Below are 21673 nucleotides of genomic sequence, written 5' to 3'. Positions count from 1 at the left end.
GATATGGAAAATAAAACATCAGACGAATCTCTGCACAATGTCATCCACGTTGGAGGCATGTACGAGAGCTGGTTCCTGGATTACGCATCCTATGTGATCCTGGAGCGTGCGGTGCCCAGCTTGGAAGATGGGTTGAAGCCCGTACAGCGTCGTATCCTGCACGCCATGAAAGAAATGGATGACGGGCGCTTTAATAAAGTAGCTAACGTTATCGGACAAACGATGCAATACCACCCGCATGGGGATGCTTCCATCAGTGATGCAATTGTGAACCTCGGACAAAAGGACCTGCTCATCGAAACCCAGGGTAACTGGGGGGATGTAAGGACTGGTGATGATGCGGCGGCAGCAAGGTATATTGAGGCACGTTTGTCGAAATTTGCACTGGACGTAGCTTTTAACCCTAAAACTACTTCCTGGCAACTTAGTTACGATGGTCGTAAGAATGAGCCGCTGGCTTTACCAATGAAGTTCCCGTTGCTGCTGGCACAGGGAGCAGAAGGTATCGCGGTGGGTTTATCTACAAAAATATTACCGCATAACTTTTGTGAACTGATAGATGCTTCTGTTAAATACCTGAGAGGCAAGAAATTTGAGTTGTACCCCGATTTCACCACCGGCGGTATGGTTGACGTAGCTAACTACAACGATGGTAAGCGCGGCGGTAAAGTAAGAGTGCGTGCGCATATCGAAGAAAAAGATAAAAAGACCCTGCTGATCAAAGATGTGCCTTACGGTGTAACCACCACGCAAGTGATGGAATCTATCGTGAAAGCCAACGACAACGGCAAGATCAAGATCAAAAAAGTAGTGGATAATACCGCTGCTGTTGTAGAAATTGAAGTGCAGCTGGCACCGGGCATCTCTCCGGACATCACTATTGATGCATTATACGCTTTCACGGATTGTGAGATTTCCATCTCTCCCAATGCCTGTGTAATTGTCAGCGATAAACCACATTTCCTGACAGCGTCAGACTTGCTGAAATCATCAGCTGATTATACCAAGGACCTGCTGAAACAGGAACTGGAAATTAAACTGGCTGAGCTGCAGGAGAAATGGCACTTTACTTCCCTGGAAAAGATCTTCTTTGAAAAACAGATCTATAAGGAGCTGGAGCAAAAGCATAAAGACTGGGAAGCCGTACTGGTAGCAATTGACAAAGGATTTACACCGTATAAAAAACAACTGAAACGCGAGATCACCCGCGAAGATGTTGTGAAACTAACGGAGAAGCCTGTACGTCGTATTTACCGTTTGGATATCAATGAGCTGAACGAACAGATCAAGGGTATTGAAGGGGAGATCAAGGACGTGAAAGGCAACCTGGCTAACCTGGTAGATTACACCGTATCCTACTATGATAACCTGTTGAAAAAATATGGTAAAGGCCGCGAGCGTAAAACAACAATCAAAACCTTTGATAACATCCAGGTAGCATCGGTAGCGATTGCCAATACCAAAATATATGTCAATCGTGAAGATGGTTTCATCGGTACCTCACTGAAGAAAGATGAGTTTGTGGCAGATTGTTCTGATCTGGATAACATCATTGTATTCCGCAAGGATGGTAAAATGCTGGTGACTAAAGTTGCCGATAAAACCTTTGTGGGTAAGGATATCATTCATATAGATGTATTCCGTAAGAATGATGAGCGTACTACCTATAACATGATTTATGTAGAAGGTAAAACCGGTGTGAGCTATGCCAAACGGTTTAATGTAACGGGTGTAACACGCGATAAAGAGTATGAACTGGCACACAAAGGAGAGAAGAACTCCAAAGTGCAATACTTCTCTGCCAACCCTAACGGGGAAGCGGAAGTAGTAACTATTAAGCTCAGTCCTAACTGTAGCGCGCGTAACAAGGAATTTGATATGTTCTTTGAAACCATCGCTATCAAGGGCCGTATCTCTATGGGTAACGTGGTAACCAAGTATCCTATCCGTAGCGTGAAGTTCAAGGAAAAGGGTGTATCCACTTTAGCGGGTCAGAAGATCTGGTATGATACAGAAACCGGTCGTTTGAATACGGAAGAACGCGGTGTGTACATTGGTGCATTTGAAGGAGAAGACAAAATTTTTGTTGCCTTTAAAAATGGTACTTATGAACTCACCAATTACGACCTCACCAATCGTTATGAATCCAATGATGTAGTATACATAGAGAAATTTAATCCGGAGAAAATCGTTACTGCGATTTACTTTGATGCAGATAAGAAACAGTTTAATGTGAAACGTTTCCGTATAGAAACGCAGACATTGAATAATAAATTCCTCTTCATTAAAGAAGGAACTTCCAACTACCTGGAAATGGTAACTACCCATACACAACCGGTGGTACTGTTAAAAACAGGCAAGAAACGGAGTCCGGAAGAAGAAGAAATAGACCTCTCCGAATTTGTAGAGATAACCGGCTGGAGAACAGTAGGGACACGGATTGCAGGCGATGATCTGATCAGTGCCGAGTTGCTTTCTGAAGATGAGGATCCGGATCCTAATGAAGAAGGTATTGTTGGCGGACAGGGAGAATTATTTTAAATAATCATCTCATTAAACAGATAAAAAAGTGGGTAGCATGAGCTATCCACTTTTTTTATTTGCTAAACATCTTCAAACCTGGCCACCCATGTTTAAAATGAGTGTACTTAGAAAATTGATGGTGTTGATATAATCTTCGGATGTAGTGCCGGAGAGCATTTGTTCCTTGTTGCGCTGCTGCAGGATGGCTATCTGATCAAATTCCTGTTTACCTGTTTCGGTAAAAGTGTAATCTTCGTTATGCAGCTGAATCCAGTTGCGTGTTAGCAGTGATGCCAATAGCTGCTCTAATTCCTGCTCAGATAAAAATCGTTTCACCTGGGGATAGTAATTATTTTTACAGATACTCCCATGGGTGTCGATGTTTTGTAGTATTTGCCAATGAAAGCGGGTGATACCGCGGATTTCAAAGGACGCGTTCATAAAACCGGTAATCAGGTTGTCGGCTTCCTTGAGGTACCAGCCAATAGGTCTTATATTTGTTGTTTGTGGTTGCATAGTTGTTTGATTTTAATCTTTGATAACACAGGTTATTTCTATCATAAAAGCATCATAACGGAAATAAAAACCGAAATTCTTCCTTATTCTTTGAGGAACCTGTTCAAGCAGGATACCGCTGTTTTGGAGACGATCATATATTGCCAGTACTGCTGCTTCATCCGCCACATAAAAGCCAATATGAAAGGCGTCAGGGTAGGAGGTATTGCCTTTTTCGTTCATGCGCTGGTTCATCAGCACTAAAATAAAGCCATCTGCTCCGGTTAAAACGGCTAATGTATCATTGGGTTTTGTGTCAGTTGATTGAAAGTCGAGGTATGTTTCGAAGAATTTGCGTGCTGCCGGCACGTCTTGTACACTGAGGTTTAAGTGATTAAGTTGCATTATTGAAGAGTTTATTAATGAATGTTCGTTCTTTTATAATGCAAATATAAGCGAATGATTGTTCTTTTAAAGAAAATTGCGAAGATTTTTGTGGATTGTCTACTGCTTCTTCTTTACCGGCTTCTTCGGTATTTCCTGGGACTGGTAATCTTCAGCGGATTTAGGATGTGTCATGCTCTTTTTCTTCTGATCCAGTGGTTGTGGGGCAGGGGCTCCTTTGCCCATAGGAATGGCATCGTGGAAGATTTTATTGATATGTACCCATTTGCCGGCTTGCCATTTAAACCCTTCGTAGTCCATATCAGAAACGTAGGTAAATTTCTTCATCGGCTCATTGGTTTCTGATATGAGGTGATCGTACACGATCATATCCAGTTCCTTATTATAATTGAGGGTAGCGGTGCTTTCTTTCTTGTATTCAATAATAAAACGGTTGCGTACTGGTTGTGGGGTACTGTCTTCTGCAAAGCTGAAAAAAGGTCCGCCAAATACAGGTGCACCGTTTTTGAAGGTGAGCATATCTATTAGTTTCTTTTGACTGCGTGGGTTATTGGCATCCCAGCCAAAGAGGGTATAGTATTCCTGGTTGAAATAATGGCGTTGTACAATATTGTAATATAAACAGCCGTACCACGACTTATTATTGGTAATGGTATCTGTATTAATGATATAGTCTGACGCATCAAATAAAGGGAATAACTTCAGTTGTCCGTCCGGTGTATTCATTTGTATGGCGCCAAAGTGTCTGTAGAAGCCATTCTCCCGTTCCCATGCCCAGGTGAAGATACGAAAGGCACTATCCTGCGGATATTGTATGGACACTGTTTTCAGGGAATCGAAAGGAAAACGGAAAGAATATTTTGTTTTCAGGGCGCGCACCAGGATGGGGATGAACTGATCTATGGCGCTTCCACGACCGTCATCTCCTTTTCCGCTGAATATTTCCTCACTCAGGGATTGAAGGGTATCCTGATCGTGCTTTAAGCGCGACAAGCCTGCAGCATCCGGTTTTTGTGCATGCACAAACAGGCAGGCCAGCAGCGGAAGTAGTGACAGTAGTATTTTTTTTGCCATGTCTATTATACGGTTCTGGCTAATAATTATTGTATAGCCTGCGCAAACTGCAGCAGGTTTTGGTATCGCTGATCAATGAGCGGATGAGGGAAAGGTGTATCAGGGCGCGTAGAAGGTATGAATACGGTTTGCATGCCGAGATCTTTCCCAAACTGCATATCGCTCAGGGTATTACCCACCATTATGGATTGGCGGAAGTCAATTTCCGGAAAATCCTGCTGTGCCTGCAGCCCCATACCCCCGCTGGGTTTACGGCATGGGCTGTTACTTTCTACATCCGGACAAAAATAAATTTGATCTATTCTGCCGCCATGTTGCCGGATTTCCTGTTGCATGCGCGCATGAATTTCATTCAATCCGGCTACGGTGAGGAGGCCGCGGCCAATGCAACGTTGATTGGTAACGATAACGATGCGGTCAAAATGTTTGGCCAGCAACGGCATGGCAGCTAATACACCTTCACTGAAACGGAACATATCCGGACTCAGTACATAGCTGTCCCGGATTTCGTCATTTATTACGCCATCTCTGTCGAGGAATAAGGTCATAGTAGCTGTTAGCTTTTAGCAGTTAGCTGTTAGGAAAGGAAGCGATTTAATACAATTGGCTAAAGCTATTGGCTAAAAGCTAATCGCTGTTTCGCTGCTTCGTAATCTTCCGGAATGCCGATGTCAATAAAATAAGTGTCGCTTACAAAGCCATATAGTGCGCCTGCGGCAACTTGTGGCTCCAGGACTTCTTTTTCAAAAGAGAATTTTTCCGGCAAGGATAAGCTTTTCAGGTAATCAGCAGTGGTAAGGTAGATGCCCCCGTTGATCAGGCCTTCTTCGCAAAACTGTTTCTCTTTAAAAGCCGTGATGTGAGGTCCGTTATCCAGCTGGATACTCCCATAGCGGTCGAATTGTTGCATGGGCTTCAATGCCAGTGACAGCGGGCTTTGGTGCGCCTGATGAAACTGGTAAAAAGCAGGAAGGTCTACATCAAAATAAGTATCTCCGTTTACAATAAATACTTCATTACCGGTTAATGCAGGCAGGGCATGAATGATACCGCCTCCCGTACCCAGGGGTTCCGGTTCTACGGTAAAGGATACACGCAATGGAAGATCTATACTGTTGCACCAGCTAATCACCTGTTCTGATAAGTATCCGAGCGACAATACAGCATGTGTGATGCCTTGTTTATGCAGATAATGTAACAGGTAATAGAGGAAGGGATAGTTGCCCAAAGGAGCCATGCACTTGGGTTTGTCGGCTACTACGCTACGAAGGCGGGTGCCTAAACCACCGGCGAGTACAATACATTCACTGGTCATTCGCCGAACAGGTTGTTTTCCACTATTTCACAAATGATATGTCCTATGGTGATATGTGCTTCCTGGATCCGTGGTGTATCCACAGACGGGATGTTGATCAGGTAATCGCTGCCTTCCTTCATCTTACCGCCGGTGCTGCCTGTCATGCTTATCACAATCATTCCCTGTTCTTTCGCTACTTTCATCGCTTCCAGGATGTTATTGGAATTACCGGAAGTAGAAATGGCTATCAGGATATCACCTTCTCTGCCAATTCCTTTCAGTATGCGGGCGTATACCTGGTCGTAGCCATAGTCGTTGCCAACGGCAGTCATATAGGAAGTATTGCAATGCAGGGCTTCTGCATACAGCGGGGTACGGTCTTTATAAAAACGACCGGAGAATTCAGCGGCCAGGTGTTGTGCATCTGCCGCACTGCCTCCGTTGCCGCAAAAAAGGATCTTATGATCTGTTTGCAGGCTGTGGGTAATGGTTTCTGCTACCAGCTGTATCGTATGTAACAATAGTTCATCCTGGCAGATCGCTTCTTTTACGGCGATACTTTCACGGATGGTGTTGGCAATTTTCTGTTTCATCAGGCTGATTTTTTGTTTTTGTCACGCACCTAAATGCTCCATGTTTGAATGCCGTGATTTGTAAAGGTATAGCGTTTTACATCACCGCCAAAGCCGCTCAGTGCGTCAACAACAGCAAAACGTGTATTTTTCGGACAATAGAAGATCATGAATCCACCGCCCCCTGCGCCGGAAATTTTTCCGCCGCTGGCACCGGCTTTGCGGGCAGCATCGTAAATTTCATCCAGTTGTGGATTGGTAATGCCTTTGGCCATCTTCTTTTTATATTCAAAGCCGTAATTCAATATTTCCCCGATTTTATCGATCGTACCACGCAGGAGTGCTTCCTTCATCATCACCGCCTGTTCTTTCAGGTGATGCATGGCTTCAATGGAATCATCGTTTTTATCGGTTACATTTTTTTGTTGTTCGGAGATGATAGTGGAAGATAAACGACTGGTAGAAGTATAGAACAATACCAGGTTATTTTCCAGTTCATGCAGGTTTATTTCTTTGATGCGGAGCGGGTTTACAATCACTTTATCGCCTTTGTAAAACTCCATGAAGTTTACTCCGCCAAAGGTGGCGGCATACTGATCCTGTTTGCCACCGGCCTGTTGCAGGTCTTCCCGTTCAATGCTATAGGCCAGGTGCGCCATGTCATATTCTCCCAGCGGGAGTTTCATCCATTCGGCAAAAGCGCCCAATACAGCTACCACCAGGGTAGAAGAGGTGCCTAAACCTGATCCGGCAGGGGCATCTACAAAAGTGGTCAGTTTAAATCCCGGAGAAGGGAGGTTGCCAAAATCTTTCTGTACACGATTAATAACACCTTTGAGGATATCCAGTTTGCCATCTAACGGCAACGGGTATACGGCATCGTAAGTAGCAGTTTCTCTTCTGTCGGCGCAGTCAAAAATAATTTTACCATCACTCAGTGGTTCAATAGATGCGCGTGCGTATAAAGATATGGTGGCATTGAGGATGGCACCACCGTAAAGTTCCGAATACGGACTTACATCTGTGCCGCCACCGGCAAGGCCTATACGTAAAGGTGCTTTGCTTCTGTATATCATTTCAGCTGTTAGCTTTTAGCAGTTAGTATTTAGCTTTTAGCAGCTAGCTTTTAGCTTTTAGAAAATGCAGCAAAGATTATAGCAGAAGATCTTTGCTGCATTTTCTAAAAGCTAAAAGCTAGCTGCTAACCGCTAATGTATGAATTTCTTTTGCCAGTCGCGCCCACGAATATTGTAGTTTTTCTTTGCGGAGTGCAGTTACCATGTCTGCTTCCCGGTTTTCCAGGAAATATTTTTCAATAGCAGCTGCAATCGCTGCCGGGTTGGGTTCCGCCTGAAATCCTACGATACCATCCGGCACCATTTCTACCAGTCCGCCTACATTGGTTACCACCATGGGTTTTTCAAAATGATAGGCGATCTGCGAAATGCCGCTCTGGGTGGCGCTTTTATAAGGTTGTACCACCAGGTCGGCAGCGCAGAAATAGTTTTTTACCGCTTCATTAGGAATAAAATCCGTGTGCATGAGTATACGGTCGCCCAGCTGTAGTTCGGCCAACAGCTGAAGATAGGGAGCAGCATCTTCATAATATTCTCCCGCAACAATTGCATGTATATCCAGCTTTTTCATCCGCTCATCTGCCATGGCTTGCAGCAGGAGGTCCAGCCCTTTATATTGACGAATGAAACCAAAGAAAAGAACGTAACGCTTTCCTGGCTGTAGTTTCAACTGTGCACGGGCTTCTTCTTTAGAGATGAGTGCACCATAGTTATCGTAAATAGGGTGGGGGATGAGCGATGCTTTTTTGGTAGGTTCAAATACACGCAGGTCATTGAGTACAGACTGACTCATGGCTATAAATGCATCTACCGGTTGCAGGAAATATTTGGTAAAGGCCACATCACCCGGCCGTTTTTCATGCGGCACCACATTATCCAATACGGCAATTACTTTTGTATGTTTTCTCTTTCCCAGGCGCAGTAAGGATCCTAATGCAGGGCCCATAATAGGCAACCAGTATTTGGTGATGATAATATCCGGGTTCATTTTCCGGATCTTACGACCTACAATCAACCAGTTCAGCGGATTTACGGAGTTGATCAAACGTTTTATCCGCAGGTGCTTTGGTGCAGGATCTGTTGAAAACTGGCTTTTACCCGGAAAAAATAATTTGGGATATTGGATGGTAAACGTCCATATTTCCACATCATCTGTTTGCTGTAGTTCTTCTGCCAGTCGTTCGTTATAAGCAGCCAGCCCACCCCGGAAAGGATAGGCTGTTCCTAATATGAGTATTTTCTTTTTGTTAGCCATTATTTTGAATTGCGAATTTCGAATTACGAATTACGGGATCCACGTGGACGATCTTCGCGAAGGTCCGTAATTTGTAATTCGTAATCCGTAATTGTATGATCCATTCTTTCTTCTACGAGGTAAGAATTGCGTTCAGTAGCATTACGCGTTACCAGTTCACCGATGAAACCGGTGAGGAACAGTTGTGAACCTATGATCATGCAGAGCAGCGCCAGGTAGAAGATGGGCCTGTCTGTCATGTTTACCTTATCGAAGAAAATTTTCGCAAAGGCCAGGTAAAAAGCAATGATAAATCCAACAAAGAACGACAAAGAGCCTAACGCACCAAACAGGTGCATAGGGCGTTTGCCAAATTTACCGATGAACATGATGGTGGCCAGATCGAGGAAGCCATTAATAAAGCGTTCCAGTCCGAATTTGGTAACACCATATTTACGGGCACGGTGTTCCACCACTTTTTCGCCGATTTTACGGAAGCCGTTCCATTTGGCTATTACAGGGATATAGCGGTGCATTTCACCGTATACCTCTATTGATTTCACTACTTTTTTGCGATAGGATTTGAGGCCGCAGTTCATGTCGTGCAGCTTTACGCCGCTCATGCGGGTAGTGGTGTAGTTATATAATTTTGAAGGAAGATTTTTTGTAAAAGCATTATCGTACCGTTTCTTTTTCCAGCCGCTCACGAGATCAAAGCCTTCTTCCATGATCATGCGGTACAGTTCTGGTATTTCATCCGGACTGTCCTGCAGATCTGCATCCATTGTAATCACTACATCTCCCTGAGCTGCACTGAAGCCTTCATTTAAAGCAGCAGATTTACCATAATTACGTTGGAATTTGATGCCTTTAATGCTTGAATTTTGTGCAGCCAGTTGTTGTATCACGCTCCAGGAATCGTCTGTGCTGCCATCATCCACCATCCATACCTCATAGGTAAAATGGTGGGCTTGCATCACTCTGTCAATCCATGCAGCTAATTCAGGTAATGATTCTTCTTCGTTCTTTAAAGGAACGATTACGGATATGTTTAAATTCATTTAGGATGTTCCTTGATGTATGTAAAGGATGTTGTGTATTACTGCCTATAATGTTGTTGTCTTTTGCGGCTTCAGGTACTTCCTGCCAATAGCCATACCAACTAAAGATGCTATCAGGCCGAATATAACATCGAAAAACAGGGAAAAGCCAATTACAAACGGTATGAACATTTTTCTGGTGAGATCAATAGCTGTTTGTATGGCCTCTTCAGACTGATTTTGCTCTTCCATTTTCTTTCTTGCTGCCTCTATTGCCTGTTCCTTGATGTCAGGGAAAATGTATATGAACAGCACGGTGAAAATAATGGAGAGGACTGTTATTACAGCGGTGGTTCTGAATCCATTACCAAAGATCCCGCCAGGAGTTGCATTATCATTGGTTTTAGCATATGCCACGCAGGACAGTACCACTCCCACCATTAAAATAACGGTGCTAACATAGCCTGTCCATCTTTCCTGGTTTAGTTTTAACAGGTAAAAAGCAACAGATACTAAGATAATTACCAGGGACGTAATTATTCCGTACGATAAATGAGTTTTATTTGTCATAGTAACAAGATATTTATATTAAACAGGTTTGAAATAAGCAATATAGGGTTTGTTATCTGTCTCAATGCAATTGCCCGTTATTAACAATGGCAATTACTTTTCCTTTCAGTTCTGTGCCAATATACGCTGAATTTTTGGACCGGGAAGCGATATGCGCAGTGGTGAACTGCCAGTTAGTATCCGGATCAAATACAGTGAGATTGGCTACTGCGCCTTCCTGCAGGGCAGGTTGGGTTTGACCAAAGATCTTACGCGGATGCGTGGTAAGCATGTTAATTAACTGTTCCAGTGGGAGTTGCGGGAGGTATTGTCTTAATACCCCGAAAGTGCTTTCCAGGCCAATCATCCCATTTTTTGCATATTCAAATTCTACCTGTTTGGCATCCCAGTCCTGCGGCAGGTGGTGGGTAGCAAAACAATCGATCGTACCATGTAGTACTGCTTCCTGCAAGGCTTTCACGTCATCTGCTGTGCGCAATGGTGGATTCACTTTCAGGTGCGTATCGTAGTCTACCAGCTGTGCGTCTGTTAACGACAGGTGGTAAGGGGTTACAGAGCAGGTTACCTTGATGCCGTCTGCTTTGGCGGCAGCTATCAGTTCTACGGATTTGCGGGTACTAATGCCGGTGATATGAATGCGGGAATCGGTGTATTTAGCCAGTTCCAGGTCGCGTTGTACAATTAGTTCCTCTGCCAGTGCGGGTTTGCCGGGCATCCCCAATTGCGTGGAGTAAATGCCTTCGTGCATAAGGCCATGTGCCGAAATGCTCTGGTCGTCCGGCAGCTGGATGAGGGTACCGTCAAAAGCCTTGATGTATTGGAGGGCTTTAAGCAGCAGGCCGGGAGACTGTAATGGTTTGAGGCCGTCGGAAAACGCTACTGCGCCTGCTTCCTGCATTTCATACATTTCTGCCAGGCTGGTTCCTTCCAGGTTTTTAGTGGCCGCACCTATAGGCAGCACGGTTACCGCCGAATGGCGGGTTTTGCTCAATACGTATTCGATCTGTGGCTTGGTATGCAGCGCTGGTTGTGTGTTGGGCACAATCATCACGGTGGTGTAACCGCCGGTGGCTGCTGCTTTAACCCCACTTTGCAGGTCTTCCTTGTGTTCCTGGCCGGGATCACAGAAGTGCGCAAAAATATCCATCCATCCGGCAGATACGTGCAGGTTGCTACCGGAAATGACCGTAGCACGGGCATCTTCCAGGTTGTCAGCTACCTGCTGAATGATACCGTTCTGAATGGAAATGTCTTTTTGCTGCCCGTGCAAAGGTGAAGAAGGCGCTATAATCTTTACGTTCTTGAGTAATATGTGCATGCTTTACGTTCTATTCAAATATCAAAACCTGTCCGAAAATACAGGGGCAAATGTAACATAAAACTGTTAATTGATGAAGCCGGGTATTGACCACTTTTTCCCATCGTTATTCAGGTTGGTATGATAATTGAAAATGGAGGGGTAGCAGATCAAAATAACTACAGATGATAGACTATCTCACGAACCTCGTCACACGGATATGCGACCGCTCGGAACAGTTGAATAACGGGCAAACCACCAGCTGGCAGGCACTCCGGGAAGCAGAACAACTGGCTAATCACGCTTACATACCTTTATTGTATCAATACATTGAAACTGAACCCGATAAAGATAAACGCCGTGCTGCCGGCTTTATTATTACACAGCTTTCCAGGAACACCAATGAACCGGAAGTGATCCGTTTTCTGATGGACCGCCTTAAAACAGAGCAGGATGCAGATATGATCACAGGCATTCAGCAGGATCTGGAGCGGGGCCTGACCATACCGGGATATATTAACCTGGAACCCTTACTGAATAACACTTTATCTCTTAATAATAATATTCGCCGTTCTGCACTGCTGGCTTTGCGTGGCACGCATAATCCTGCTGTTGAAGACTGGGCCTTGTCATTATTGAAGCGTACGGTAAATGAATATGATGTTTATTATATAGCGTTGTTATTGCATAAAGTAGGTACCCGGAAAAGTTTACCTTCTCTGAAAAGATTACTGGAATACCATCGTCAGGATGTAAAAAGCCTGGCTTTTGCCACTATCGCGGATATTGAGAAAGAGAAAGAAGCGATGTTTTATACGCGTTGCCTCCTTCGTGGTCATCTGAAATTTGAGGCCATGGAAGCGATTTATAAATATGCAGATGAAAATGCCATACAGGCCGTTACCGCCCGTATTACCGAGCTCCTTTCAAAAAGGCGCAGTAGTGCCCGGATGACCATTGAAACCGTTAAAAACGGGTTTACAGACCTGATGCTGGGCATGGAATTTCTCTCCCGGTTCAAAGCAGCTAAAGCAGATGTAAAAAAGACTTTTTCCTGGATCACAGAAAAAAGAGCCGACTATCTCCTCCCTGAAGAAAGAGAATGGGTACAGCGTAATTTAATTCCGAATTCATAAATCATTCCTGATCCCGTAATTTAGCCACTTAAAAAATTACAGGATGAAGAAAGCGTTCCTATTGCTTTTGACAGCATTGGTTGTGAACGGGCTGCAATTTTCGTATGCCCAGCAACGTAAGTACACCATGGCAGAAGCCACCAACGGACTTCGCCAGCAACTGGCACCAGAGCGGTTGAAACAATTTGAATGGATTCCCGGTGAAAACGCCTACAGCAGGGTAGTAGTAGCTAATGGCAGCAATGCATGGATTAAATACACCGTGCCTGCAATGCAGGCAGATACCCTCCTCTCACTGGATAATCTCAGCCAGCAATTATTTTCTTCCAAACCTTTACAAGGCATACCGGCTATGCACTGGATCTCCGCTAACAGCGCGTGGTTTGGTATAGGTAATAATTTATATAAGGGACAACTGCAAAATGGTAAAATGCAATTTGCCAACTGGTGCAGTTTGCCGGCAGATGCAGAAAATATTACGGTAAATCCGCAAAGTCAGCAGATTGCTTATACGGTAAAAAATAATCTTTTTGTACGCAGCGCAGATGGTGCTGTACAGGCTATCACCAATGATACAGACATCAACATCATCAATGGTAAAAGTGTGCACCGGGAAGAATTTGGAATAGATAAAGGCATTTTCTTTTCGCCTAAAGGAGACCTGGTAGCCTTTTACCGTATGGATCAACGGATGGTCAATGATTATCCGGTGATCAACTGGGCCGTAACACCGGCACATGCCAATATTATCAAATATCCGATGGCTGGTGGAAAATCACACGAAGTTACACTGGGCGTATATCAGCCATCTACGCAAAAAACTATCTTCCTGAAAACAGAAGGCCCTGCAGATCATTATCTTACCTGCGTTACCTGGTCGCCCGATCAGCAATCGGTATATGTGGCTTTGCTGAACCGCGAACAAAATCATCTTTGGCTGAATCAATATAGTGCTGCTACCGGTGATCTGGTAAAAACTTTGTTCGAAGAAACGGATCCCAAATATGTGCATCCAACGCACCCGCTTACCTTTATTCCCGGCAAACCTGATCAGTTTGCCTGGTGGAGCGATCGCGACGGCTATTCGCATTTATATCTCTATAATACACAAGGGCAACTACAGCGACAGTTAACAAAAGGCACCTGGGATGTGAATGAATTAACCGGTTTTAATACGGAAACCAATGAAACAGTAGTTACTGCTGCTAAAGAAAGTCCTATGGAAAAGCATGTGTATGCGGTGAACCTGAAAACCGCTGCCCTGCGCCGTTTGGATAATGCTGCCGGCTGGCATGATGCGCAATTAAGCAACGATGGACATTATGTGTTGGATGTATATAGTGCTGCTACGGTTCCTTCCGTAGCACAGATCAGTGCGCTCAAAGGCAAATGGCAGCAAACGCTGATCACCGCTGCTGATCCGCTGAAAGATTTTCAACGCCCGGAAGTAAAGCAGGTAACGCTGAAAGCTGACGACGGCACTCCTTTGTATGGTAAGCTGATATTGCCGGTGGATTTTGATACTACTAAAACCTATCCTGTAATTGTATACCTGTATAATGGTCCTAATGTACAACTGGTTCGTAATACTTTTCCTTACAGTGGCAACCTGTGGTATGAATATATGGCCCAGCATGGTTATGTGATTTTTACAATGGATGGCCGTGGCAGCGATAATCGTGGAATGGCATTTGAACAGGCCACCTTCCGTCAGTTAGGTACTGTAGAAATGAATGATCAGCTGCAGGGCGTGGCATATCTGAAGTCGTTGCCGTTTATTAATCAGCAAAAAATGGGTGTGCATGGCTGGAGCTTTGGTGGCTTTATGACAACGTCGCTGATGTTGCGCCACCCTGGCGTGTTTCAGGCTGCTGTTGCCGGTGGGCCGGTGATCGACTGGAGCATGTATGAAGTGATGTATACAGAGCGTTATATGGATACTCCGCAGGAAAATCCGGATGGTTATGCTGCTGCGAACCTGCTTACAAAAACTAAAAATTTACAGGGTCACCTGATGTTGATTCATGGTACTAATGATGATGTAGTGGTATGGCAACATTCTATTGACTTCCTGAAAGCCTGTGTGGACAATGAAGTACAGGTAGATTACTTTGTATATCCGGGACATCTGCATAATGTGCTGGGAAAGGACAGGGTTCACCTGATGCAGAAAATCACCAATTATTTTGATGCATATTTGAAGTAAGCTATTAGCTATTAGCATTTAGCTTTTAGTAAAAATGCAGCGAAGATATTCTTGAAATATTATCTTTCGATTTTATTACCGCTTCAATAACTAAAAGCTAAAAGCTAATCGCTAAAACAGTTGACAATGAAATGTATCCTATTGGCTATAGGCCTGTTATCCTTTTCTACCTTAACCATGCAGGCGCAGGTAAGGAAACATAAAGTATTATTTATTATTGCAGATGGTATTCCCGCAGATGTAATTGAAGCACAGCCAACGCCTAACCTGAAACGCATTGCCAAAGAAGGAGGCTATTGCCGCGCTTATGTAGGTGGAGAAAAAAAAGGCTATTCGCAAACACCTACTATATCGGCAGTAGGCTATAATAGTCTGCTTACAAGCACCTGGGTAAATAAGCATAATGTGTGGGATAATGATATTGCTGCGCAGAACTATGCTTACCCAAGTATTTTCCGCTTTTTTAAAACGGCTTATCCGCAAAAAACAACAGCTATATTTTCTACGTGGCTGGATAATCGCACCAAATTAGTAGGTGATGGATTGCCGCAAACAGGCGGTTTGCATATAGATCATGCTGTGGATGGGCTGGAGAAAGATACCGTGCATTTTCCGCATGATAAAGACAGCTGGTATACACATCTGATAGATGAAGAAGTAGCTGCAAAAGCAGCGGCTTATGTGCGCAGTGATGCACCTGATTTAACGTGGGTGTACCTGGAGTACAGCGATGATATGGGGCACCGTTATGGTACGAGCAGTCCAAGAATGGACAGCGCTGTACGCATGACAGATGATATGGTGGGCAGGATCTGGGATGCGATGGAATATCGTCGCCAAAATTTTAATGAGGACTGGGAAATCTATATCACTACGGATCACGGCCGCGATGCCAGGGGTGGTTATGGTCATGGTGGACAGTCGGACCGGGAGCGTACTACCTGGATTGTTACCAATGCAAAAGGACTGAATACTTATTTTAAGACCGCGCAACCGGGTATTGTAGACATACTCCCGTCCATGGCGCGTTTCCTTGATGTAAAAATACCAACCGAAAATGCACGTGAATTAGATGGGGTACCACTTACCGGTGCTATTTCCCTGGCGCAACCCGTTGCTACATTAGAGAACAACATGCTGCACCTGGGTTGGAAAGCCTATGATAAAAAAGGGAAAGTGAAGATTTGGGTAGCTACCACCAACAATTATAAAACCGGTGGACACGATGATTATAAATTGTTAGGAGAAGTACCTGTATCAAACGAAAGTGCTGCGATCAGTGTGAAAGGAATGCCGGCTGATTTTTATAAGATAGTGTTAGAAGCACCGTTGAATACTGTGAACAGATGGGCAGTAGTGAAGTAAAATGCCTTTTTTAGCCTTTACGCAAACGCTTGCGTGGTTAACGCAAGCGTTTGCGTATACGGAATGTTAAAAAAAACGTGTAGAATCGTTGTAGCAATTAATGAAAAAGTAGAACACATTGAATTAAGCTCGAAAAGCAGCAATTATAGACAGCGAACAATATAGACAGCGAACAATGAAGTCGAATAGCCTGTGCCACGGTTATTGCTGTGGCAAGGTTATCGGCAAGTAAAATGCCTAGCGGTGATGAATAACCAGTTGTGACTCCATAATGGTATGTTTATAATCGTTTAATGCCTGTTCTCCACTCAGGAGTGACATTAGCATATTGGTAGCCGCCTGCCCTTGTTCATAAGGGAACTGCTCTACAGAAGCAGCAGGAGGAAAGGCCGTATAACCGCTTACCGGTGTATTGGCGTAAGATACAAAAGTAATATCCTTATTTATTTCCAATTTTTGTTTGAGTGCATATTGTACCGCGTCCATGGCTACATAGTCATTGAAAGTAACTACCGCTGTTACTTTTCTTTTTAAGGACAGCAGGTATTGCATGGCTTCTGCCGTGCCGGTGGCCGTGAGATCTGCGTTTACGATGAGTTCCGGATCATATTTCAGGCGATGTTTACGCAGCGCTTTGATATAGCCGGTAGCGCGTTCTTTGCTGGCTACCATTGTTTCTGGTCCGTTGATCATACCAATGATACGATGTCCTTGTTTCAGCAGGAAATCCACTGCTTGTACGGTACCTGACTCCAGGTTACAGGATACGGAATGAATGTTGGGAAGATCGGGGATGCGGTCAAAGAATACTACCGGAATACGGGCTTGTTGCAGCATTTCGAAGTGGTCGTAGCTGCTGGTATTTTTCCCGATAGAGACAATACAGCCATCTACCCGGTGTTGTTTCATGCTCTGAATGATCTGTTTTTCTCTGTCTTCATCATCGTGGGACTGGCCCAGCAGTACTGTATAGTTATTACTGTAAGCAGTATCTTCAATACCGCTGATGGCACTGGAAAAGAAAGCTTCCGACAATTCCGGTAAAAGAATACCTATTGTAAATGTTTTACCCTGTTGGAAATAGATCGCCGTCTGGTTGCGTTCATAATTCATTTCTGCCGCCAGCTGTTTTACTCTCGTCTTAGTTCTCAGGCCGATACTGTGATGATCATGTAATGCTCTTGATACAGTAGATACAGAGATGTTCAGCCTTTTTGCAATTTCCTTTATTGTTGGTTGACCCGAAGAAACCACCTTTCTCATACAATACATTTCAGCAATTAATGGAAAATAGATATAGCGTGTACTCTGGCGGACAAGTTACTTAGTTATTGCAAAACATTAACTTTTTTTTATGAATAAGGGATCATATATAAGTATATGATAATTTTTCATCTTGCCAGGACTGATTTTATCGTTTTTTTAACCCGTTTATAACCTGTCTGCGGTTGCTTCGGCCTACTATTTGCTACTCAGCGTTTGCTTACCATTGTATCCTGTTAACTTCATATATAGTTATTTTTTAGATTATAAAAATATGCATTTTATGAGAATAGAACGATTAGCCTTGCCCGTAGCTTTAGTCACTATTTTTGCATCGTGTTCTGCACCGCGAAAATTGAGAGAGTCTCAGGTCAGGAATGCACAACTGGATAGTCTTTACAGAAATGCTTCCGGTCAATTGAGAAAATGTGAAGAAGATGCGGCCCGCAACGCAGCCTCTTACAAGGACAAAGTAGAATCACTGCAGGAGCAGCAAACACAGCTGAAAAGCAACAACAGCCAGATGCTGGATCATCTGAAAGAATTATCCGTTATCTCCAGTTCTCAGGCAGAAAGCATCAAAAAATCATTGGATAATATAGGCGCAAAAGATGCCTACATTAAAGATCTCCAATCTGCTATTGCCCGTAAAGACTCCCTGAACATGCAACTGGTGATGAACCTGAAAGGTGCTATCGGTAATATGGATGACAAAGACATCAATATTAAGGTAGATAAAGGAGTGGTATATATAGATATCTCCGACAAACTATTGTTTAAGAGTGGTAGCTATGACATCAATGAAAGAGCTAAAGAAGTATTAGGTAAAGTAGCTAAAGTATTGATCAATCAGCCTGATATTGAATTCATGGTAGAAGGTCATACTGATAATGTTCCTTACCGTCCGAATGTATTACTTGATAACTGGGATCTGAGTGTGAAAAGAGCTACTTCTGTAGTACGTATTCTGCAGAATCAGTATAACATTCCGCCAGCACGTATGACAGCCGCCGGTAGAAGTGAATACCTGCCTGTTGCCTCCAATGATACACCTGAAGGCCGCGCAGCTAACCGCAGAACAAGGATCGTAATATTGCCGCAGCTGGATCAGTTCTTCAAATTACTGGAGAAACCCGCTAATTAAAAGCAGTACAAAACACAAAGCAATTGAAGCGAAGATATAAGCGGATTAATTATCGCTTTTATCTTCGCTTCAATTGCTTTATGCTATACGCTTTTTGTTTTAACTAATTAATGATCCTGATATGCCGGTGAAGCCTCATTACGATTAAAAACTATTGAGCCTCTCCCGGTTGTTTAGGTCCTTTTTTGCCGAAGAAATATGTCATGCTGAGCATAAAATATTGCGATAACACCGTGAACTGAGCCCTTTCCAGGTAAGTGGGGGCTAAAGCTGATTTAAGTGATTTATTTTCTCTCAACAGGTCGTACGCATATAATTTGGCCAGTAAACTTTTATCGTGTAAAAAGGTTTTGGATATCCATCCGTTGAGCAGGGTAAACTGTTGTTGCAGGCTTGTATTGCTATTGTAGATGGCAGCAGTACCAACATTGATGTTTAGCGGAAGGTAGCTGTTAACACTCAGATAGATCTTGTAATCTATGAAATCATAATACGCATTATTTTGAATGGAGTATCTGTTACCATTGTATTGGATAAGGGCCATCGCATTAAATTCCAGTAGTTTCTTATACATCCAGGAGCCGGAGAAGGAATTGTTTAAAGTATAATTTGTAGTGGCATTCTTAATTTTATTTACATAATTTATATTACGATTAAGATACAGTGCAATATTGTAGTTTAAGGTGAGCGCAGATTTTGCGAATCGCTTGCCTATGGATAAATTTGGAAGGAAACTATAGGTGCCACTTACATTAACAGGCTTACTTACCTGGTGGCCGGTAGAATCGGAATATACAGAAGTGGAAACAGCATTATCCTGCAGCATACCAATAAGACTGGCCCCAAATGTAAGACCTTTGATGCTGAAGGAACGATAATCTATAAATAGTTGGTTCTGGTAGCCCGGCTTCAGGTCAGGGTTACCCAACTGTATGTAAAGTGGATTTTCGGTAGATACTACCGGCATTAAGCTGGATCTCTCAGGAATCGTTGGCATGCTTATCAGGCTTACGCGCAGATCTTTGTAGTTATCGATTTTATAAGACAGGGAAAAAGTGGGGGAGAAGTAATTAATCTTTTGTTGATAATTCACGCCATTCGTAAAATTTTTGCTTGTTGAATTATTGATGTTGTAAGATAAGCTAACCATACTTTGTATCTTACCTTTGTTCATTTCCAGGCCTGTGCTGACAGATTGTACCTGGTTGGTGTTTTTAAAACTGAACGTTAGCCCTTTGTTGATGATGTTATAACCATTTTTTATGTTGTCATAATCAAATGCCTGCTGGTTATTGTCGATTGTTGTGTTGGTGAAATTGTAAGATGTATTGAGCGAGAGGATTTTACTCAGGGGCTCTACGTAGCTTACATTTGCTGAAAACATTTTGTAGCCAAGCCGTGGTTTCACCAATTGATTAATAGTATCTGATACAGCTGCTTTTGTATTGTTCAGGCTATAATTGTTTTGGTCATTATCTGTTGCCGATTGCTCAAATCTGAAAGAGGCATTTAATGCGCGGCCTTGTTTTTTGAACTGATGCGTATATTGTGTTGAGAAGTTGATCCTCCGGTTGTTCCCGTTATCAGTGTTTATTATACGACCGGTATTGATGGTATCGTTGTGGCTACCTCCCAGTGTAATATATTTGTTTTGTGAAGATGAGTGGCTGTTTGAGCTGGTAATATTGACTCCTATGCCGATCTTGTTTTTTTCGTCCGGTTGCATTTCAAGATCAACATAACCCGCTGTGCCGTTTAGCCTGGTTTCTTTTTGCGTGGTACTGTTGTAACGAAAATTACTGTCCGGCAGAATATTTTCCCGCTGGTGCGATTCATCACTGTTTGCTTTATTGCTAAGGCGAAAGAGATTAAAATTAACCTTGGTTTTTTTTGTAAGATCAAAGGATGCGCTACCATCTATATTGGTAGCAGTATTTATCCCGGGATTATTCTCATTCAGATTAGTTGCCTCATCTGTAGAGAAGGGGTTTCGTGAGGTGTTGGCGTTGTTGGAATTTGCCATCACTATTACCTGTTTGTTGTCTCTGAACATATTGGCATTGGCGCCGGTGTTATAGCGGCCATCTGTTCCATATCCTGCTCCTGCAGCCCCATTTACACCTTTTTTCATTTCTTTTTTGATAGTGATGTTTATCACCTTTTCATTTTTGCCCGGATCTATTAATCCGTCCATCCCTTTTTTATCTGCCACCTGTATTTTATCAATCATGTTGGCCATGAGTACCTGCGCTATTTTTTTGGGATCACCCGAACCATTGGGGGAGTTTTGAAAGATAGGTCGTCCATCTACATATAAATCTTTAATTGGCTTTCCCTGAAAGAAGAAGTTGCCTTCCATATCCATTGTCAGCCCTGGTACTTTTTGCATCAGATTTTGCAGCGAGGCATTATCGGCTGTTTGGAAATCACTGGCAGAAAATTCAATGGTATCTTTCCGGATGGCAATTAAGGGCTTGTTTACTTTAATATCTATACCTGAAAGTACGATACTGTTACGGGCCAATTGTTTATAATCAAATGTTACTGTTTGTTTTTTTTCAGTAAGTGAAACAGGGAGATGGAGTGCTTCGAAGCCCATGAAACTTATAATGAGCATGTATTCCCCCATAGGTGGATTATGTATCAAAAAATGCCCTGTTTCATCAGACAGCGATTGCGCCTTTAATATCGATTTATTAACGGTAAACAATAATATGCTTGCACCTACCAATGGTTTCCGTGTATCTTTTTCGTATACGGTTCCTTTTATCTCCCGTTGGGCAAAGAGTGTGATATGCAGGAAGATAAAAAGTATTGTTAACGTTAATACGGATTTATTCATTATATGGGTTGCTTAATCAATACAATGATACTTTTGTTTAAATAGTCAATTGTGAATTCAATGTAAACGATGTTATTTTACTTAAAAAAAGATCAATTGGATAATAAAATTCTCAAATATTATAACATTTTATA

The 21673-nt window shown here is 43.1% G+C and carries 18 protein-coding genes; 5 read left to right on the top strand and 13 right to left on the bottom strand.

Annotated features, from left to right (window positions below; all coding sequences use genetic code 11):
• Positions 1-3: 3 nt before the first annotated feature.
• Positions 4-2541: a DNA gyrase/topoisomerase IV subunit A gene (locus CLV51_RS15020; protein WP_245898750.1), complete on the top strand. Its 2538-nt coding sequence runs from the start codon at positions 4-6 to the stop codon at positions 2539-2541.
• Between the two features lie 72 nt (positions 2542-2613).
• On the opposite strand, the gene CLV51_RS15015 is transcribed toward CLV51_RS15020, so the two are convergent.
• The 11 genes from CLV51_RS15015 to CLV51_RS14965 form a co-directional block, all read right to left on the bottom strand.
• Positions 2614-3039 carry a hypothetical protein gene (locus CLV51_RS15015; RefSeq protein WP_106528888.1) on the bottom strand — a complete coding sequence of 142 codons (426 nt, stop codon included), beginning with the start codon at positions 3037-3039 and terminating at the stop codon, positions 2614-2616.
• 12 nt (positions 3040-3051) lie between these two features.
• Positions 3052-3423 (bottom strand): VOC family protein, encoded by a 372-nt coding sequence (locus tag CLV51_RS15010; RefSeq protein WP_106528887.1) that lies wholly within the window; start codon positions 3421-3423, stop codon positions 3052-3054.
• A 99-nt stretch (positions 3424-3522) separates the two neighbouring features.
• Complete coding sequence (locus tag CLV51_RS15005) at positions 3523-4497, bottom strand: hypothetical protein (RefSeq protein WP_106528886.1); 975 nt, start codon at positions 4495-4497, stop codon at positions 3523-3525.
• Between the two features lie 26 nt (positions 4498-4523).
• A complete protein-coding gene (locus tag CLV51_RS15000) occupies positions 4524-5045 on the bottom strand; it encodes a D-glycero-alpha-D-manno-heptose-1,7-bisphosphate 7-phosphatase (protein ID WP_106528885.1) in 522 nt (173 codons plus the stop codon).
• A gap of 65 nt (positions 5046-5110) precedes the next feature.
• The gene (locus CLV51_RS14995; protein ID WP_106528884.1) at positions 5111-5812 is read right to left on the bottom strand and encodes a nucleotidyltransferase family protein; all 702 of its coding nucleotides are present in this window, start codon (positions 5810-5812) and stop codon (positions 5111-5113) included.
• Positions 5809-6387, bottom strand: a complete 579-nt coding sequence (locus CLV51_RS14990) for a D-sedoheptulose-7-phosphate isomerase (protein WP_106528883.1) — start codon at positions 6385-6387, stop codon at positions 5809-5811. The genes CLV51_RS14995 and CLV51_RS14990 overlap by 4 nt, the downstream gene beginning before the upstream one ends.
• A 29-nt stretch (positions 6388-6416) precedes the next feature.
• The gene (locus CLV51_RS14985; protein WP_106528882.1) at positions 6417-7442 is read right to left on the bottom strand and encodes a GHMP family kinase ATP-binding protein; all 1026 of its coding nucleotides are present in this window, start codon (positions 7440-7442) and stop codon (positions 6417-6419) included.
• 118 nt (positions 7443-7560) lie between these two features.
• Complete coding sequence (locus CLV51_RS14980; RefSeq protein ID WP_106528881.1) at positions 7561-8697, bottom strand: glycosyltransferase; 1137 nt, start codon at positions 8695-8697, stop codon at positions 7561-7563.
• A 23-nt stretch (positions 8698-8720) separates the two neighbouring features.
• Complete coding sequence (locus CLV51_RS14975) at positions 8721-9737, bottom strand: glycosyltransferase family 2 protein (RefSeq protein WP_106528880.1); 1017 nt, start codon at positions 9735-9737, stop codon at positions 8721-8723.
• A gap of 45 nt (positions 9738-9782) precedes the next feature.
• On the bottom strand, positions 9783-10286 hold the full coding sequence (locus CLV51_RS14970) for a DUF4199 domain-containing protein (protein WP_106528879.1): 504 nt from the start codon (positions 10284-10286) through the stop codon (positions 9783-9785).
• A gap of 61 nt (positions 10287-10347) precedes the next feature.
• Positions 10348-11604 (bottom strand): dihydroorotase, encoded by a 1257-nt coding sequence (locus CLV51_RS14965; RefSeq protein ID WP_106528878.1) that lies wholly within the window; start codon positions 11602-11604, stop codon positions 10348-10350.
• A 164-nt stretch (positions 11605-11768) separates the two neighbouring features.
• Here CLV51_RS14965 and CLV51_RS14960 point away from each other — a divergent pair, with 164 nt between their 5' ends.
• From CLV51_RS14960 to CLV51_RS14950, 3 genes are all read left to right on the top strand, one after another.
• Complete coding sequence (locus CLV51_RS14960) at positions 11769-12719, top strand: hypothetical protein (protein ID WP_106528877.1); 951 nt, start codon at positions 11769-11771, stop codon at positions 12717-12719.
• Positions 12720-12762: 43 nt separating this feature from the next.
• Positions 12763-14925, top strand: a complete 2163-nt coding sequence (locus tag CLV51_RS14955) for a S9 family peptidase (RefSeq protein ID WP_106528876.1) — start codon at positions 12763-12765, stop codon at positions 14923-14925.
• A gap of 126 nt (positions 14926-15051) precedes the next feature.
• Entirely contained in the window at positions 15052-16290 is a 1239-nt protein-coding gene (locus tag CLV51_RS14950; RefSeq protein ID WP_106528875.1) for an alkaline phosphatase family protein, read from the top strand.
• Between the two features lie 237 nt (positions 16291-16527).
• Here CLV51_RS14950 and CLV51_RS14945 read toward each other — a convergent pair whose 3' ends face one another.
• Entirely contained in the window at positions 16528-17553 is a 1026-nt protein-coding gene (locus CLV51_RS14945) for a LacI family DNA-binding transcriptional regulator (RefSeq protein ID WP_106528874.1), read from the bottom strand.
• 283 nt (positions 17554-17836) lie between these two features.
• Between CLV51_RS14945 and CLV51_RS14940 the strand changes: the two genes are divergently transcribed.
• Positions 17837-18697, top strand: a complete 861-nt coding sequence (locus CLV51_RS14940) for an OmpA/MotB family protein (RefSeq protein WP_106528873.1) — start codon at positions 17837-17839, stop codon at positions 18695-18697.
• A 151-nt stretch (positions 18698-18848) separates the two neighbouring features.
• On the opposite strand, the gene CLV51_RS14935 is transcribed toward CLV51_RS14940, so the two are convergent.
• Entirely contained in the window at positions 18849-21539 is a 2691-nt protein-coding gene (locus CLV51_RS14935; RefSeq protein ID WP_106528872.1) for an outer membrane beta-barrel protein, read from the bottom strand.
• Positions 21540-21673 lie beyond the last annotated feature (134 nt).

This window comes from Chitinophaga niastensis (assembly GCF_003014755.1).
GTDB lineage: Bacteria > Bacteroidota > Bacteroidia > Chitinophagales > Chitinophagaceae > Chitinophaga > Chitinophaga niastensis.
Note: the sequence above shows the minus strand (reverse complement) of the source record. Positions and strands in the feature narration are given on the sequence as shown.